We start from the raw sequence: 15,275 nt of genomic DNA, 5'->3' as shown, positions 1-15,275 counted from the left end.
TATAGTAGGCATCACGGCTCACTCGGCTCGCACTGGATCAATGGACAATCATATGCGCATCTTTCATCGGGGATGGACCCACCTGCTTCTGCTCTTGCTGGCGACTCTGCCTTTCATGGCGGCGGCCCAGTCTGATCGACCCAGGATCGCGTTGGTGCTGAGCGGTGGCGGCGCCAAGGGGGCGGCCCACATCGGGGTGCTCAAGGTGCTGGAAGAGAAGCGCATACCGGTCGACATAGTGGTGGGCACCAGCATGGGCTCCTACGTGGCGGGCATGTACGCCATGGGGCTCAGCGCCGAGGAGGTGGAGCGCATGACCCTCTCCATCGACTGGAACAAGGGCTATCAGGACAAGGTCGGCCGCGATGAACTCTCCCTGCGCAAGAAGCAGCAGAGCGAGAAATACCAGCTGCGTACCGACATCGGCGTCAATGGTGATTCTGTCCAGTTGCCGGACGGCTTCTTCCAGGGCCAGTCCATGGCCAGCCTGCTGCGTCACGCGACCTCCAACCTGCCGGTGCAGAAGAGTTTCGACAACCTGCCCATTCCCTACCGCGCCATGGCCACGGACATGGAGACGGTGACCCCCTTCGTGCTGGATCACGGCAGCCTCGCCAAGGCGATGCAGGCCTCCATGTCCATCCCCGGCGCCCTCAAGCCGGTGGAGTGGGAGGGGCATATCCTGGCCGACGGCGGCACTGTCAACAACATGCCGGTGGACGTGGCCAAGGCCATGGGGGCCGACATCGTCATCGCGGTGGACATAGGTGCCAAGCTGCGCACCCGTGAGTCGCTGAAGTCGGGGCTGGCGATGATCGATCAGCTCACCACCTACATGACCCAGGTCGGCACCGACAAGCAGAAGGCCCTGCTGGGGCCCAAGGATGTGCTGCTCAGTCCCGAGTTCGGCGACATGGGCATCGCCGATTTTGCCCGCATGCCGGAGGGGATCCGGGTCGGGGAGGTGGTGGCCAACCGCGCCTCTAGCCAGCTCGATGCCCTGTCGCTCTCGCCGGAACGCTATGCCGATTACCGCAACCAGAAGTTGAGCCGCCGCGCCGAGCGCAGCGGTCAGCCGGCCTACTACATCGACAAGGTGGAGATCGTCAACAAGTCGCGTCTCTCCGACGACACTGTGCGCGCCATGCTCAAGGTGCGCCCGGACAAGGTGCAGACCTATGAGAGCCTGGAGGCGGGCATCCGCCGGCTCTATGCGCTGGAGTCGTTTGATCGCATCACCTATGAGGTGGAGGAGCGGAGCGGTGAGAACGTGCTGGTGGTCAATGCCAGCGAGAAGAACTGGGGGCCGGGTTATCTCAACTTCCAGCTCGGTTTCTCCGATGATTTCGAGAGCACCTCCAACTATAACGTCGGCATGTCCTACAACCTGACCAACGTCAATGACTGGGGGGCCGAGTGGCTGACCGAGGCTTCCTTGGGCACGGCCAAGCACCTCAAGACCGACTTCTACACCCCGCTCGAGCCCTCCCAGACCTTCTTCGGCGAGGCGAGTCTGGCTTATGACAAGACCCAGCGCCGGGTCTTCTTCCCGGAAGATGAAGTGCAGACGTCCGGCGTGAGTTATCTGGACTCGGAGTACAGCTTCACCAGCGTAGATCTCTCCGTCGGCTGGAACCGTCAGCCCTGGAGCCGGCTGTCCCTGGGGCTGGAGGGCAAGGTGGGCAGCGTCGATATTCAGAACCTGTCCGATGCGGATGCGGATGCCTCCTCTTGGGGACCCTATGTCCGCTTCGAGCACGATACCCTCGACAGTCGCTACTTCCCCTACGAGGGGATCTACTGGGACATCAAGGGCGGCTACTCCCACATCAAGGTCGAACCGACCAATGCGCCGACCGAAAATACCGAGGGGATCAACTATCACCTGGCGCTGATCAAGCCATGGTCATGGGGGCGACACAGCCTCAACCTGATGCTGGAAGGGGGCGGCTCCACCTCGGAGGAAGAGGTGCCACTGTTCGTGCAGGATCTCGGCGGCCTGTTCCGGCTGTCCGGCTTCCAGCACTACCAGCTGAGCGGCCGCTACAGCCTGTTCAGCGGTCTGCGCTACATCTATCGGGTGGCGGACAACGACTTCGGCGCCGTCAAGGCACCGCTGTTCCTCGGCGGCTCCCTCGAGCAGGGCGGGGTCTGGGACAAGGGCGCGGACATCAGCCTGGAGTCCTCCTACACCGCCGGCTCCGTCTATGTGGGGGTGGAGAGCTTCCTCGGCCCCATCTTCCTCGGTTATGGCGTGGCGGAGGGGGGGCACGACATGTTCTATCTGCAATTGGGCACCACCTTTGAATAAGGGGGAAATGCTGCCTTTTTGTTAATTTGCATCTGGCGCGTTTTTTGTACTTTTAAAAAACCTGAGCAAGGTTAGCTAGTTATGTTGGTTTGATGAATAAGTGAGCAGGGTTTGGATTTTACTTACTCGTTAAAACTTATATAGTGGGGGGCACCCTACGGGTGTCCCGCAAGGACGATCGCCGCGAGCTTGGGCGAACCCCAAAAAAAGACCAAAGAGGAATTAGTCGTGCTTGAAACCTACCGTAAACACGTCGCAGAACGTGCCGCCGAGGGCGTGGTTGCCAAACCTCTGGATGCAGAGCAAGTCGCCGCCCTGGTTGAACTGCTCAAGAACCCGCCCGCCGGTGAACAAGATTTTCTGAAAGAACTGTTGTCCTCCCGAATTCCACCTGGTGTTGATGAAGCGGCCTATGTGAAGGCCGGTTTCCTCACCGCCGTCGCCAAGGGCGAGGCGCACTCCCCGATCCTGACCGCGGCCGAAGCCGTCGAGCTGCTCGGCACCATGCAGGGTGGTTACAACATCCAGCCGCTGATCGATCTGCTGGATGATGCCGAGCTGGCCCCTCTTGCTGCCAAGGGCCTCTCCCACACCCTGCTGATGTTCGACTCCTTCCACGACGTGGAAGAGAAGGCCAAGGCCGGTAACGCGCACGCCCAACGGGTGCTGCAGTCCTGGGCCGATGCCGAGTGGTTCCTGAACCGCCCGGCCCTGGCCGAGAAGATCACCGTCACCGTGTTCAAGGTGACCGGTGAGACCAACACCGATGACCTGTCTCCGGCGCCGGATGCCTGGTCCCGTCCCGACATCCCGCTCCATGCCCTGGCCATGCTGAAAAACGCCCGCCCCGGCATCACCCCGGACAAAGACGGTGTGATAGGCCCGGTCAAGGCCATCGAAGAGCTCAAGCAGACCGGCTTCCCGCTGGCCTACGTCGGTGACGTGGTCGGTACCGGCTCTTCCCGCAAGTCCGCCACCAACTCGGTGCTCTGGTTCATGGGCGACGACATCCCGTTCGTGCCGAACAAGCGTGCCGGCGGCGTCTGCCTCGGCGGCAAGATCGCCCCCATTTTCTTCAACACCATGGAAGATGCCGGTGCCCTGCCCATCGAAGTGGATGTCTCCAAGCTGGAGATGGGCGATGTGATCGACATCTTCCCCTATGAGGGCAAGATCACCCGCCACGGCACCGGTGAGGTGCTGGCCGAGTTCACCCTCAAGACCGAGGTGCTGATCGACGAGGTGCGCGCCGGTGGCCGTATCCCGCTGATCATCGGCCGCGGCCTGACCGACAAGGCGCGCGAGGCGCTGGCGCTGCCGTTCTCCACTGTGTTCCGTCGCCCTGTGCCCGTGGCCGACACCGGCAAGGGTTACACCCTGGCCCAGAAGATGGTGGGCAAGGCCTGCGGCGTGCAGGGCATCCGTCCCGGCACCTACTGCGAGCCCCGCATGACCACGGTCGGCTCCCAGGACACCACGGGCCCGATGACCCGGGATGAGCTGAAAGACTTGGCCTGCCTCGGCTTCTCCGCCGATCTGACCATGCAGTCCTTCTGCCACACCGCCGCCTATCCGAAGCCCATCGACGTGCAGACCCACCACACCTTGCCGGACTTCATCATGAACCGCGGCGGCGTCTCCCTGCGTCCCGGTGACGGCGTCATCCACTCCTGGCTGAATCGCATGCTGCTGCCGGACACCGTGGGCACCGGCGGTGACTCTCACACCCGTTTCCCCATCGGGATCTCCTTCCCGGCGGGCTCTGGTCTCGTGGCCTTCGCCGCCGCCACCGGCGTGATGCCGCTGGACATGCCGGAATCCGTGCTGGTGCGCTTCAAGGGCGAGCTGCAACCGGGCATCACCCTGCGTGACCTGGTCCATGCCATCCCCTACGCCGCCATCCAGCGTGGCCTGCTGACCGTGGAGAAGGCGGGCAAGAAGAACATCTTCTCCGGCCGCATCCTCGAGATCGAGGGGCTGCCGACCCTGAAGGTGGAGCAGGCGTTCGAGCTGGCCGACGCCAGCGCCGAGCGCTCCGCCGCCGGTTGTACCATCAAGCTGGATCAGGCACCGATCATCGAGTACCTCAAGTCCAACATCGTCATGCTGAAGTGGATGCTGTCCGAAGGCTACGGCGACGTACGCACCATCACCCGCCGTATCAGGGGGATGGAGGAGTGGCTGGCCAATCCGGTGCTGATGGAGGCGGACAAGGATGCCGAGTACGCCGAAATCATCGAGATCGATCTCGCCACCATCAAGGAACCCATCCTTTGTGCGCCGAACGATCCGGACGATGCCCGCCTGCTGAGCGACGTGGCTGGCTGCCAGATCGATGAGGTGTTCATCGGATCCTGCATGACCAACATCGGCCACTTCCGCGCCGCCGGCAAGCTGCTCGAGAAGTACCAGGGCGAGCTGCCGACCCGCATGTGGATAGCCCCGCCCACCAAGATGGACAAGGATCAGCTGACCGAAGAGGGCTACTACGGCATCTTCGGCCGGGTCGGTGCCCGCATCGAGATCCCGGGCTGCTCCCTGTGCATGGGTAACCAGGCGCGGGTTGCGGAGGGGGCTTCCGTGGTCTCCACCTCAACCCGTAACTTCCCGAACCGTCTGGGCAAGGGTGCCAACGTCTACCTGGCCTCCGCCGAGCTGGCCGCGGTTGCCGCCATCACCGGCAAGATCCCGACCGTGGCGGAGTACCTGCAGTACGCCAAGGCGCTGGATGCCACCGCGGCCGATACCTATCGCTACCTCAACTTCAACGAGATCGCCTCCTATACCAAGAAGGCCGATGCGGTGATCTTGCAGCAAGCGGTGTAAGGCTGGGCGCCGACGCGGCGCACGCAGTCTGATAAAAAGCCCCGGCCCTTGCCGGGGCTTTTTCATGGCGCCAAGCAGGATGAGACGCCTCAGGATCCTGCGGCCTGACGCTGGCGAGATAAGGGGAGCGGAACGCCCCATGCCCCACCATCCCCCTCGACGCATTTCTCTCTTTATTGAGTAAAAACTGATCTGGTTCGTGAGTGCAACGGATCGGCCGCTGTATCATGCCCCGCTTTTTTGGCTGCGACTCTGGGCCTCATGCCGGCAAGGTGCCGACTCATGGGGCTGGTCGTTCTACCCGCCTCATTCCTGGATGGTCAGACAATGTTTCTATTGGGATTAGATGCCGCGCGCCCCTGCTGGCGGCTGTTATGTGCCTTGCTGGTGTTTGCGCTCCCGACCTCGGTGGGCCTGTGGGAGCTGCACAGCAACTATCTGCACACCCTGGACAAGCAATCCGAGCTGGCCGCCACCAAGGCGGTACGCCTGATGGAGGCGATGCTGCATCATGCCGAGGGGGCCAACAGAAACATCTTCCCGCTGATCAGGCACCCCTGCAAAACCTCGCTGCTGACGTTGCGCAAGGAGGTGACGCTGACCCCTTTCGTCCGTAGCGCCAGCCTCATCAACGACTACGGGGTCTACTGCAACTCGCTGTTCGGGGATGTGCACTGGGAGGACGATGTCGGTGCCTACAGCGGGGGCTTCCTGCGCCTGCTGTCGGGCAATCCGGTCAGGGCCAATCACCCCATGCTGGCGGTGCGCACCGAATCGCAGGATGGGGCCGTGCTCAGCACCATCGACAGCGAATACCTGAAGCTGATGCTGGCCCTGAGTGCCCCGGTCTCGGGGGAGGTGCAGCTGCATGTGGGCAACGCCTGGCTGGATGAGAAGGGGCACCTGATGGAGGGCTATCACAGATTGCCGACCCTGGCGGTGCACAAGCTCAAGTCCGAGCACTATCCGCTCTCCGTCTATGCCGGTTTCGAACTGCCCTCCATCTGGGGGGCGCTGTGGCATGTCAGGCACCTGACCATCCTGATGCTGCTGGGCTTCTCGCTGTGCATCTCGCTGCTGGTGTGGTGGCTGCTGGGGCGGCCACGCTCCATGGAGGGGGAGCTGAAGCGGGCGCTGCGGGCGCGGGAGTTCGTGCCCTATCTGCAACCCCTGGTGACCAGTGGCGACGGCAAGGTGATGGGGGCCGAGGTGCTGATGCGCTGGCAGCACCCGAGCTCGGGTCTGATCCGCCCCGACCTGTTCATTCCCCAGGCCGAGGAGTGCGGGGTGATAGTCCCCATGACCAGCCAGCTGATCCAGGCGGTGGCCGTGCAACTGGCGGCCCGGCAGGACAAGCTGCCGGACGGCTTCCATGTCGGACTCAACATCAGCGCGGCCCATTGCCGGGATCTCTCCCTGCTGGAGGAGTGCCGCGGCTTCCTCGCGCACTTCATCCCGGGCCGGGTGGTGCTGGTGCTGGAGCTGACCGAGCGCGAGCTGCTGGTGGCGGACGCGCACACGCTCTCCCTGTTCAAGCAGCTGGACGAGATGGGGGTCAAGCTGGCGGTCGACGACTTCGGCACCGGCCATTCCAGCCTCCTCTATCTGCAGCAGTTCCACGTGGACTATCTCAAGATTGACCGCTCCTTCATCGGCCGGATCGGCACCGAGTCCCTCTCCGAACACATAGTGGACAACGTCATCGATCTGGGCTCGCGGCTGGGGCTGGCGCTGGTGGCGGAAGGGGTCGAGACCGAGGCGCAGGCCGATTATCTGCGCGACAAGGGGGTCGACTATCTGCAGGGCTACCTGTTCGGTCAGCCGATCCCGCTGCCGCAATTCTGCGCCGAGCTGCAGCCGGAAGCCGGGTCGGCGGAGCCGAGGCTCGCGGATCTTGCCTAGGGGCGCCTCATGGCGCCCGCCAGAACATCTTGGTGTGGTTGTTTTTTGTACGGTTAGGCCTGGGTTCAGTTTCTATCGTTAACATGGCGGTCCTTGTGCAGCAGGACCACCCATGACCTATTCCCCCGCATTCGACACGGCTCGGCCCTGGCTGCGTCTGACCATCACCTTGCTGGTATTCACACTGCCCATGCTGCTCGGCAGCTGGGCGCTGTACAACCGTTATCAGGCGGGTCTGTTGCTGGAATCCAATCAGGCGGCGGATCGCGCCATGACCATGCTGGAAAACATGCTGGGGCATGCCAAGGAGGCTAACCGCAATGCGTTGCCGCTGCTGGGCAAGCCCTGCGAAGCCGTGCTGTTCGATCTGAGGGAGAAGGCGGCCATGGAGTCTTTCATCCGCTCGGTCAATCTGGCGCATCAGGGCAACATCTACTGCACCTCCTTCTTCGGCTCCTATCAGATGCCCTATGCGGCGGAGAAATACAGCCAGGGGCAGCTGCTGCTGAGCAACAGCAGCCCCGTTCGCAATGGTCACCCCTTCCTGGCGGTGCGGGCCGTGCAGGGGGAGGCGTCCACCCTGGCGCTCATCGATGGCGACTACCTCAGCTTCATCCTGAGCCTTCATATTCCCTCCCTCGAGCTGATGCTGAACGTCGGTAGCCACTGGCTCGATGAGCAGGGCAACTTCTTCAGCGAGGCCCCCGCCCTGTCCGGCGATGCCCATGTCATGCTGCGCTCGCAGGATTATCCCCTCGCCATTTACGTGGGGCAGAAGTTTTCCACCAGCTGGCAAGGGTTGTTGCAGCACCGTTGGTTTGGACTGCTGGTGCTGATGGGGATCTGCATCGGCTTTGCCCTGCTCATGTGGTGGCTGCTGAGTCGTCCCCGCTCCCCGGCCAACGAGCTGGCGCGCGCCTTGCAGGCGCGGGAATTTGTCCCCTTCCTGCAGCCCCTGGTGTCGACCGATGGCGAGCGGATCATGGGGGCCGAGGTGCTGATGCGCTGGCAGCATCCGAACGCGGGCCTGATCCGCCCGGACCTGTTCATCCCCCAGGCGGAGGTCAGCGGCCTGATCGTGCCCATGACCAGCCTCATCATGGCGGAGGTGGGTCAGCGGCTGGCCGCCGAACAGCGGCGTCTGCCCGAAGGTTTTCACATCAGCTTCAACATCAGCGCGGCCCATTGCCGTGACTACATTCTGCTGAGGGAGTGCCGCGAGTTTCTCGCCCGCTTCGAGCCGGGCAAGGTGGTGCTGGTGCTCGAGCTGACCGAGCGCGAGCTGCTGGTGGCGGATCCCCATACCCTCTCGCTGTTCAGGCAACTGAACGAGATGGGGGTCAGGTTGGCCATGGATGACTTCGGCACCGGCCACTCCAGCCTGGTCTATCTGCAGCAATTCAATGTGGACTACCTCAAGATCGATCAATCCTTCATCGGCCGGATCGGCACCGAATCCCTGTCCGAGCACATAGTCGCCAACGTGATCGATCTCGGCCACCGGCTCGGACTGACCCTGATCGCCGAAGGGGTCGAGACCCGCCAGCAGGCGAATTATCTCAAGGGCAAGGTGACCTACCTGCAGGGCTATCTGTTCGGTCGCCCGGTGCCGCTCCGGCAGTTTTGTGCTGTGCTGCGGGCGGAGGCGGCCAGCCGGGCCATGTCGCTCGCCAGCTGATCGCGCTTGGGTCTTGCGATGGCCGCCAGCATCCCCGCTTTGCATGGGTCAGGCCTTCGTTATCCACCCCCTCGACTGTAGGGGCTTGTTTTTCATGCCTTGCGGCTCACTTTTCGGTAGAATTGACGCTCATTTTGAAGTCAGATGAGGCGCGGTATGACGGTCAGGTTCCAGGCATTTCACAGCATCAAGGCGATTGGCAATCGAGAGGTGCTGTTCAACTGGTCCAGGACCAACCCCCTCGGTGCGCTGGAGCAGGTGTGGCGCCCGACCAGCCGCGACCAGCTGCAACGCCTGCTGCGTGAACATCCCGAGCGCAAGCTGCGGCTGATCGGCTCAGGGCTCTCCTTCGAACCCATTCACAGCGTCTATGCCGAGGGCAGCCAGGCGCTGCTGGTGGACTTGCATCATCTGCGCGGCCAGCTCAGCAAGACGGAGGAGAGCGTCACCTATCAGGCGGGGACGCCGCTCGATACCGTCTATGGGGATCTCATCGCCATGGAGCGGATGCTGCCCGCCTCGCCGGGGGTCATCGGCATCCAGACCCTGGGGGGCGCGCTCAGCACCGGCACCCACGGCCAGGGGCTGCACCAGTCCGCCCTGTGCGATGCGGTGGAGGCCATGACCCTCATGCTGGCCAATGGCGACCTCATCCGGGTTGATCGCACCGACCCGCGCTTCGGCGCCTTCGTGATGGGCATGGGGATGCTCGGCATCCTGCTCGACGTCACCCTGCGCACCGTGCCAAACCGCATCATGCGCTGCACCAAGTTCACCACCGACTACCCCTTCCTGCTGGAGCACAACGAGCGGCTCAACCGCGAGCACGGCTTCGTGAAGAGCTGGTGGTTCGCCTGGACCGGCGAGAGCCACATCTGGCTGGTGGATCCCGCCAGTGATGAGGAGGTCGATCGCTACCGCGCCGCGGGCAGCGAGCCGCTGCTGCTGGAGGGGGACATCGACGCCCGCATGAATGCCACCATAGACGCCACCCTGCAGAAGATGGCCAAGGACACCAAGGACGAGGCACTGGCGGGGGAGCATTTCGAGACGGTGCGCCGCTTCAAGGATGCCTCGGATCTCGTGGGCAACGTCTACCAGATCCTCTGCAAGGGGATACCGGCGCCCCAGATCAACTGCGAGGTGGCGGTGCCGCTGCACCGCATGGCCGAGGCGCTGGAGATCCTGCAACGCTGGCAGCAGGCCAACCCCGGCGTGCTGCACTACCCCTTCATCCTGCGTTGCACCGGCCCCTCCGAGGCCTGGCTCAGCGCGGCCTATGACCAGTCGGTGTGCTGGGTCGGCTTCCTGGTCTATCTGGCGGCGGATGGCACCTTCGTCAATGGCTCCATGGAGCAGATGCGCGAGCTGCAACAACTGCTGGTGCCGCTCGGCGGCATTCCCCACTTCGGCAAGCACCTGGCGATGGATCTCTACGACTTCCCGGCCCTGCTGCCGCGCTGGCACGACTTCCTGGCCCTCAAGGCAGAGCTCGACCCCCACGGCCGATTCGAAAACCGCTGGCTCGCCGATCTGTTTGCCAACCGCTAAGGAGCCATCATGACCGATATGCAAGACACCAGAATCCCCGTGACCCTGCTGACCGGCTTCCTCGGCAGCGGCAAGACCACCTTGCTCAACCACTGGGTCAAGCAGCCCGAGCTCGGCGAATGCGCCGTGCTGATCAACGAGTTCGGCTCTGTGGGGCTGGATCATCATCTGGTGCAGCAGGTGGACGAGCAGGTGATGCTGCTCGATTCCGGCTGTATCTGTTGCTCGGTGCAGGGCTCCTTGGTGGAGGCGCTGCAGGGGCTGTTTATGAAGGCCATCCAGCGCAAGATCAAACCCTTCAAGCGGCTCATCATAGAGACCACCGGGCTGGCGGATCCGGCCCCCGTGCTGTTCACCCTGAAGGAGGAGGGCTTCATCGCCCAGCGTTACCGCTTCGATGGCACAGTCACCGTGGTGGATGCCGGTCATATCGAGCAGCAGCTCGGCCAGCAGTACGAGGCGGTCAAGCAGGTGGCGCTGGCGGATCTGCTGGTGGTGAGCAAGGGCGACCTGGTGGAGGCCGAGGTGCTGGCGCGGGTGGAAGCCCAGCTGGCACTGCTCAACCCGGCGGCGCCCATCCAGCGGGTGTGCAATGGCGAGCTGTCGCCGACCGTGCTGGAGAAGCTCGGCGCCTACAACGAGGCGGCGGGGCGCGATGTGCGCCAGCTGCTGGCCTGGCTGCGCACTGAATCCCCGAAGCAGGGGCTGGCCTCGCCACTGCAGCCGAGGATGACGCCGGCCGCGGCCAGGGTGGGCACCGCCACCCCGACCCACTTCGAGCACGGCAACATCGAGAGCTTCTCCCTGCGCATCGGCGAGCCACTGAAACCCTCCCGGCTGCTGGCGGCGATCGATGCGGTGCAGGCCCAATACGGTGATGCCCTGCTGCGGCTCAAGGGGATACTGCTGCTGGAGGGGGAGAGCCAGCCGGTGGTGATCCACGGCGTCCACGGCCAGCTCTATCCGCTGCAGACCCTGGGGGAGTGGCCGGAAGGGCGGGCCCAGTCCAGGCTGGTGTTTATCGTCAAGAGCCGGGACAAGGCCGGGATCGAGACCCTGTTCATCGAGACTCTAAAGGCACCTGAGCCCACGCTCGAAGCGCAGCTCAGAGCCATGCTCGGCCAGCCGGATGCCTGATATCCTGATGTGACCCGCCCCGTTTTCAAAAAGCGAGTGCGGATCTCTTTTTAGGTCAAGACAACAAGGAGAGGTTGCTGCCCATGCCCGAACACTCGCACCTGGTTACCCCTGCCCAACGCAAGTGGCTGCCCCTGCTGACCGCGGTCGGCTTCTTCATGCAGACACTCGATGGCACCATACTCAACACCGCCCTGCCCAGCATGGCCGCGGCGTTGGGGGAGAGCCCGCTGCAGATGCAGTCGGTGATCATCGCCTACATGCTGACGGTGGCGCTGCTCATCCCCGCCTCCGGCTGGCTGGCGGACAGATTCGGCACCCGCCGCGTCTATCTGGCGGCCATACTGCTGTTCACTCTGGGTTCCCTGGCCTGTGCCGCGGCCAACAGCCTGCCCATGCTGGTCGCCGCCCGGGTGCTGCAAGGGGTGGGCGGAGCTTTGTTGATGCCCATAGGGCGCCTCGCCGTGCTGCGGGTCTACAGCAAGCATGAGCTGCTGCGGGTGATGTCCTTCGTCACCATCCCGGGTTTGCTGGGGCCGTTGCTCGGCCCGGCGCTGGGGGGCTGGCTGGTGGAGGTGGCGAGCTGGCACTGGGTGTTCCTCATCAACCTGCCGGTGGGGGTGATAGGTTTCATCGCCAGCTGGAGTTTCATGCCGGATCTGCGCCAGCATACCGCCCGCTTCGACTGGCAGGGCTTTGTGCTGTTCAGCGCCGGCATGGTGCTGGTCTCGGTCGGCCTGCAGGGGCTGGGTGAGCACAGCATCTCCACCGGTTGGGCGCTGTTTGCGGTGCTGTTTGGCCTGGCGGCCATGGCGAGTTACTGGCTCTATGCGGCCAACACCGAGCAGCCGCTGTTCAGCCTGGCGCTGTTCCAGACCTCGACCTTTGCCATCGGCATCTGGGGCAACCTGTTTGCCCGCCTCGGCAGCGGCGCCATGCCCTTCCTCACCCCGCTGTTCCTGCAGCTGGGGCTGGGCTTCTCGCCGAGCAAGGCGGGCATGACCATGATCCCCACGGTGATCGGCGCCATGCTGACCAAGACCCTGGTCAACAAGCTGATCCCCAAGGTGGGTTATCGTCGCATCCTGATCGTCAACACCCTGGCGCTGGGGGTGCTGATCGCCAGCTTCTCCCTCATCGACAACCAGGTGCCGCACTGGCTGCTGCTGGCCTGGCTGATGCTGTTCGGCGCCATCAACTCGCTGCAATTCTCCGCCATGAACACCCTGACGCTGCAGGACTTGAGCGCCGACCATGCCAGCAGCGGCAACGGCCTGCTGTCGGTGGTGATGCAGCTCTCCATGAGCCTGGGGGTGGCCATCGCCGCCAGCCTGCTCGGGCTATTCTCCGCCGGGCAGCCGGCACAGGGCAGTGAGCAGTGGCTGGGTGGCTTCCACCTGACCTATCTCTGCATCGGCCTGATGTCCATGCTGGCGGCGCTGATCTTCGCCCAGCTGGCTAGGAAGGAGCAGGGGTGAGCGGGGCCTCGCGGCCCCGTTCGGTCAGATGAAAAGCAGTGATCAGGCCTGCGCCACGGGCAGGTAGCTGACCTGGCAGGGCAGGGCCGCCAGCAGGGTGGTCAGGTGCTCGGTCGCCAGCAGGAAGGTCTGCTCCGGGTGGCCCGGGGTCCAGGTGAAGGCGTGGTGGGCCAGCAAGGCGGAGTCCACCAGCAGCGGGATGTCGGCACGGGGCAGGAAGGGGCAGACGGCCCCCGGCAGGCAGCCGATCTCGGCCTGCATCTCCTGTGGTGTGCAGATGGAGGGCTTGGCCCCCAGGCTGGCCTTGACCGCCTTGTTATCCAGCCGCCCGTCCCTGTGGGTCAGCAGCAGGGCGAAGCGGCCATCCTTGAACTTGAGGAACAGGGTCTTGCTGAATTCCGCCTGCCAGCCGAGGCGTGCCTTGACCCGCTCGTCGGTGGCGTAATCCAGGATGGGTTCGTGTTGATAGCGCTGGTGGGGCAGAGTGCTCAGCAGCTGGCAGTTGAAGTCATGAATGGTATCGAGTGGCATGGTGCTCTCCTGTGTCAGAGCCATGCTGCCAGTCGCCGGGGCTTGGGCCCAATCACTCTTTCTGATGGCCGATAAGCCCAAGGGCACCGCGAGGTGCCCTTGGGCTTCAGTGAGGCTGCAACTCGCACGCCACCCAGTGGAAGGGTATGGGGCAGAGTCGCTGGGATGCCTTGTCGTAGCAGTGCCACAACTCCCCCAGGGTGCGGCCATCGGTGGGATGGCGCAGGCTGGGGGCCAGCTCGGCCAGCGGCCAGAGCACGAAGGCGTTGCTGAGGATCTCGCCGCGAGGCAGTGCCACCGGATCCTCGCAGACCAGATCCCCATAGAGCAGCAGATCCAGATCCAGGGTGCGCGGGGCGAACTTCTTGGCGTCCGGCTCGCGGCCATGGGCGAACTCCACGGCCCGCAGGCGCTGGCACAGGGTCGCCAGCGGTAGCTTGGTGTCGGCACCCACCACCAGGTTGTAGAAGGGGCGGCCGGCAAAGCCCACCGCCTCGCTCTCGAACACCCGAGAGACCTCAAGCTCGCCGAATTCGGCCTGCAGGGCATCGAGCCCGGCCCGGATGTGGCGCTCCCGTTCGATGTTGGAGCCCAGGCTGATGTAGATGCGGGTCATGCTGTCACCGCCCTGATCGTCATCGGTGCGGATGCCCATCACTGGGCACTCGCGGCCGGGGTGCGGTGGCGCAGGATCTCGACGCCGACGCCGGCGGCGTTGGGCACGGCGCCCGGTTTGGTCAGCACGACCCTGACCCACTGCACCCGCTCATCGGCCAGCACCAGGGCGGCAACCTGCTCGGCCATGGTCTCGACCAGCTCGACTATGGTGCCGGCGGCGTGATCACCGATCTTGCGTGAGAGGGTGGCATAATCCAATGCCAGCTTGATATCGTCGGTTGCGGCGGCGGGGCGGTTGTCAAAGCCCATCTCGAGATCGAAACAGAGCTTCTGGCGAATGCCTTTCTCCCACTCATATACCCCTATGGTGGCCAAAACCTCGAGTCCGCGAATAAACACCTTGTCCATGACAGTACTTCTTCTTTACTCTTGATGGGCTGTGAGAACAGCGCAGGGATGCAGGTCTGGCCAGCAGATTGCTGCTGACGGTCGGTTTGGGCGACACGCTGTTGGGCAACCCCAAGCCAGAGAATGTGGCCCGCATCATACCCCATTCATATCGTGGTAAAAACGACCAAGATGACGGCCCTGACGATTTTGATGATTATTCTGGCCTATCTGGGCGGCTCGCTGTCCAGTGCCGTGCTGGTCTCCCGCATCAGGGGGCTGCCGGATCCTCGCGATCATGGCTCCCACAACCCGGGGGCGACCAATGTGCTGCGCCTCGGCGGGCGGATGGCGGCGCTGGTCGTGCTGCTGCTCGATGTGCTCAAGGGCACGGCGCCCGTCTACCTCGCCTGGTATCTGCAGATCAAGCCCATCTACCTCGGCTTCATCGGCGTGGCGGCCTGTCTCGGTCACATGTATCCCATCTTCTTTCACTTCCGGGGTGGCAAGGGCGTCGCCACGGCACTGGGTACCATGCTGCCCATCGGTTTTGCCATGGGGGGCGCGGCGATCGCCACCTGGCTGCTGGTGCTGCTGGTGAGCGGCTATTCGTCGCTGGCCTCCATCGTCACCGTACTGCTGACCCCGCTCTTCACCTACCTGCTCAAACCGGAATACACCCTGCCGGTCTCCTTGCTCTCCTGCCTCATTCTGATCCGCCATCACGAGAACATCACCCGCCTGTTGAAGGGAGAGGAATCTCGACTCTGGGGCCGTCGGGAGGTGGCTTCACCTGCGGAAGTGATAAAAACGGGCGATGCTGCGCAAAAAAGAGACGAACGAGACGGAAAGTGAA

The 15,275-nt window shown here is 63.7% G+C and carries 11 protein-coding genes; 8 read left to right on the top strand and 3 right to left on the bottom strand.

What is annotated here, in order from left to right; genetic code table 11:
• Window positions 1-52 precede the first annotated feature (52 nt).
• The 7 genes from BN1124_RS09300 to mdtD all read left to right on the top strand — a co-directional run bounded on the left by BN1124_RS09300 (window position 53) and on the right by mdtD (window position 12,883).
• Window positions 53-2,311: a patatin-like phospholipase family protein gene (locus tag BN1124_RS09300; RefSeq protein WP_042641235.1), complete on the top strand. Its 2,259-nt coding sequence runs from the start codon at window positions 53-55 to the stop codon at window positions 2,309-2,311.
• A 228-nt stretch (window positions 2,312-2,539) separates the two neighbouring features.
• Window positions 2,540-5,137, top strand: coding sequence for a bifunctional aconitate hydratase 2/2-methylisocitrate dehydratase (acnB, locus tag BN1124_RS09295; RefSeq protein WP_042641451.1), 2,598 nt, complete (start codon window positions 2,540-2,542; stop codon window positions 5,135-5,137).
• A gap of 327 nt (window positions 5,138-5,464) precedes the next feature.
• Window positions 5,465-7,039, top strand: coding sequence for an EAL domain-containing protein (locus BN1124_RS09290; RefSeq protein WP_042641233.1), 1,575 nt, complete (start codon window positions 5,465-5,467; stop codon window positions 7,037-7,039).
• A gap of 112 nt (window positions 7,040-7,151) precedes the next feature.
• On the top strand, window positions 7,152-8,717 hold the full coding sequence (locus tag BN1124_RS09285; RefSeq protein WP_042641232.1) for an EAL domain-containing protein: 1,566 nt from the start codon (window positions 7,152-7,154) through the stop codon (window positions 8,715-8,717).
• Between the two features lie 156 nt (window positions 8,718-8,873).
• Window positions 8,874-10,268, top strand: coding sequence for a D-arabinono-1,4-lactone oxidase (locus tag BN1124_RS09280; RefSeq protein ID WP_042641230.1), 1,395 nt, complete (start codon window positions 8,874-8,876; stop codon window positions 10,266-10,268).
• 9 nt (window positions 10,269-10,277) lie between these two features.
• On the top strand, window positions 10,278-11,405 hold the full coding sequence (locus tag BN1124_RS09275) for a CobW family GTP-binding protein (RefSeq protein WP_042641228.1): 1,128 nt from the start codon (window positions 10,278-10,280) through the stop codon (window positions 11,403-11,405).
• Window positions 11,406-11,488: 83 nt separating this feature from the next.
• Window positions 11,489-12,883 (top strand): multidrug transporter subunit MdtD, encoded by a 1,395-nt coding sequence (mdtD, locus tag BN1124_RS09270; protein ID WP_042641449.1) that lies wholly within the window; start codon window positions 11,489-11,491, stop codon window positions 12,881-12,883.
• 42 nt (window positions 12,884-12,925) lie between these two features.
• Here the strand turns inward: mdtD and BN1124_RS09265 are convergent, their stop codons facing one another.
• The 3 genes from BN1124_RS09265 to folB all read right to left on the bottom strand — a co-directional run bounded on the left by BN1124_RS09265 (window position 12,926) and on the right by folB (window position 14,440).
• Window positions 12,926-13,414, bottom strand: coding sequence for a YbaK/EbsC family protein (locus BN1124_RS09265; protein WP_042641447.1), 489 nt, complete (start codon window positions 13,412-13,414; stop codon window positions 12,926-12,928).
• 106 nt (window positions 13,415-13,520) lie between these two features.
• A complete protein-coding gene (folK, locus tag BN1124_RS09260; RefSeq protein ID WP_042641445.1) occupies window positions 13,521-14,030 on the bottom strand; it encodes a 2-amino-4-hydroxy-6-hydroxymethyldihydropteridine diphosphokinase in 510 nt (169 codons plus the stop codon).
• A gap of 38 nt (window positions 14,031-14,068) precedes the next feature.
• Window positions 14,069-14,440, bottom strand: coding sequence for a dihydroneopterin aldolase (gene folB, locus BN1124_RS09255; protein ID WP_042641226.1), 372 nt, complete (start codon window positions 14,438-14,440; stop codon window positions 14,069-14,071).
• A 171-nt stretch (window positions 14,441-14,611) separates the two neighbouring features.
• Here folB and plsY point away from each other — a divergent pair, with 171 nt between their 5' ends.
• A complete protein-coding gene (plsY, locus tag BN1124_RS09250) occupies window positions 14,612-15,274 on the top strand; it encodes a glycerol-3-phosphate 1-O-acyltransferase PlsY (RefSeq protein WP_042641224.1) in 663 nt (220 codons plus the stop codon).
• The last annotated feature ends 1 nt before the right edge of the window (window position 15,275 follow it).

It is taken from the genome of Aeromonas eucrenophila (assembly GCF_000819865.1).
In the GTDB taxonomy this organism is placed as follows: Bacteria; Pseudomonadota; Gammaproteobacteria; order Enterobacterales; family Aeromonadaceae; genus Aeromonas; species Aeromonas eucrenophila.
This window is presented reverse-complemented; position numbering and strand designations above follow the sequence as displayed.

What these genes read in the sequence shown, in the direction of transcription:
- BN1124_RS09300 (WP_042641235.1), top strand. Translation starts at nt 53, where the DNA reads ATGCGCATCTTTCATCGGGGATGGACCCACCTGCTTCTGCTCTTGCTG.
- BN1124_RS09290 (WP_042641233.1), top strand. Translation starts at nt 5,465, where the DNA reads ATGTTTCTATTGGGATTAGATGCCGCGCGCCCCTGCTGGCGGCTGTTA.
- BN1124_RS09285 (WP_042641232.1), top strand. Translation starts at nt 7,152, where the DNA reads ATGACCTATTCCCCCGCATTCGACACGGCTCGGCCCTGGCTGCGTCTG.
- BN1124_RS09280 (WP_042641230.1), top strand. Translation starts at nt 8,874, where the DNA reads ATGACGGTCAGGTTCCAGGCATTTCACAGCATCAAGGCGATTGGCAAT.
- BN1124_RS09275 (WP_042641228.1), top strand. Translation starts at nt 10,278, where the DNA reads ATGACCGATATGCAAGACACCAGAATCCCCGTGACCCTGCTGACCGGC.
- mdtD (WP_042641449.1), top strand. Translation starts at nt 11,489, where the DNA reads ATGCCCGAACACTCGCACCTGGTTACCCCTGCCCAACGCAAGTGGCTG.
- BN1124_RS09265 (WP_042641447.1), bottom strand. Translation starts at nt 13,414, where the DNA reads ATGCCACTCGATACCATTCATGACTTCAACTGCCAGCTGCTGAGCACT.
- folK (WP_042641445.1), bottom strand. Translation starts at nt 14,030, where the DNA reads ATGACCCGCATCTACATCAGCCTGGGCTCCAACATCGAACGGGAGCGC.
- folB (WP_042641226.1), bottom strand. Translation starts at nt 14,440, where the DNA reads ATGGACAAGGTGTTTATTCGCGGACTCGAGGTTTTGGCCACCATAGGG.
- plsY (WP_042641224.1), top strand. Translation starts at nt 14,612, where the DNA reads ATGACGGCCCTGACGATTTTGATGATTATTCTGGCCTATCTGGGCGGC.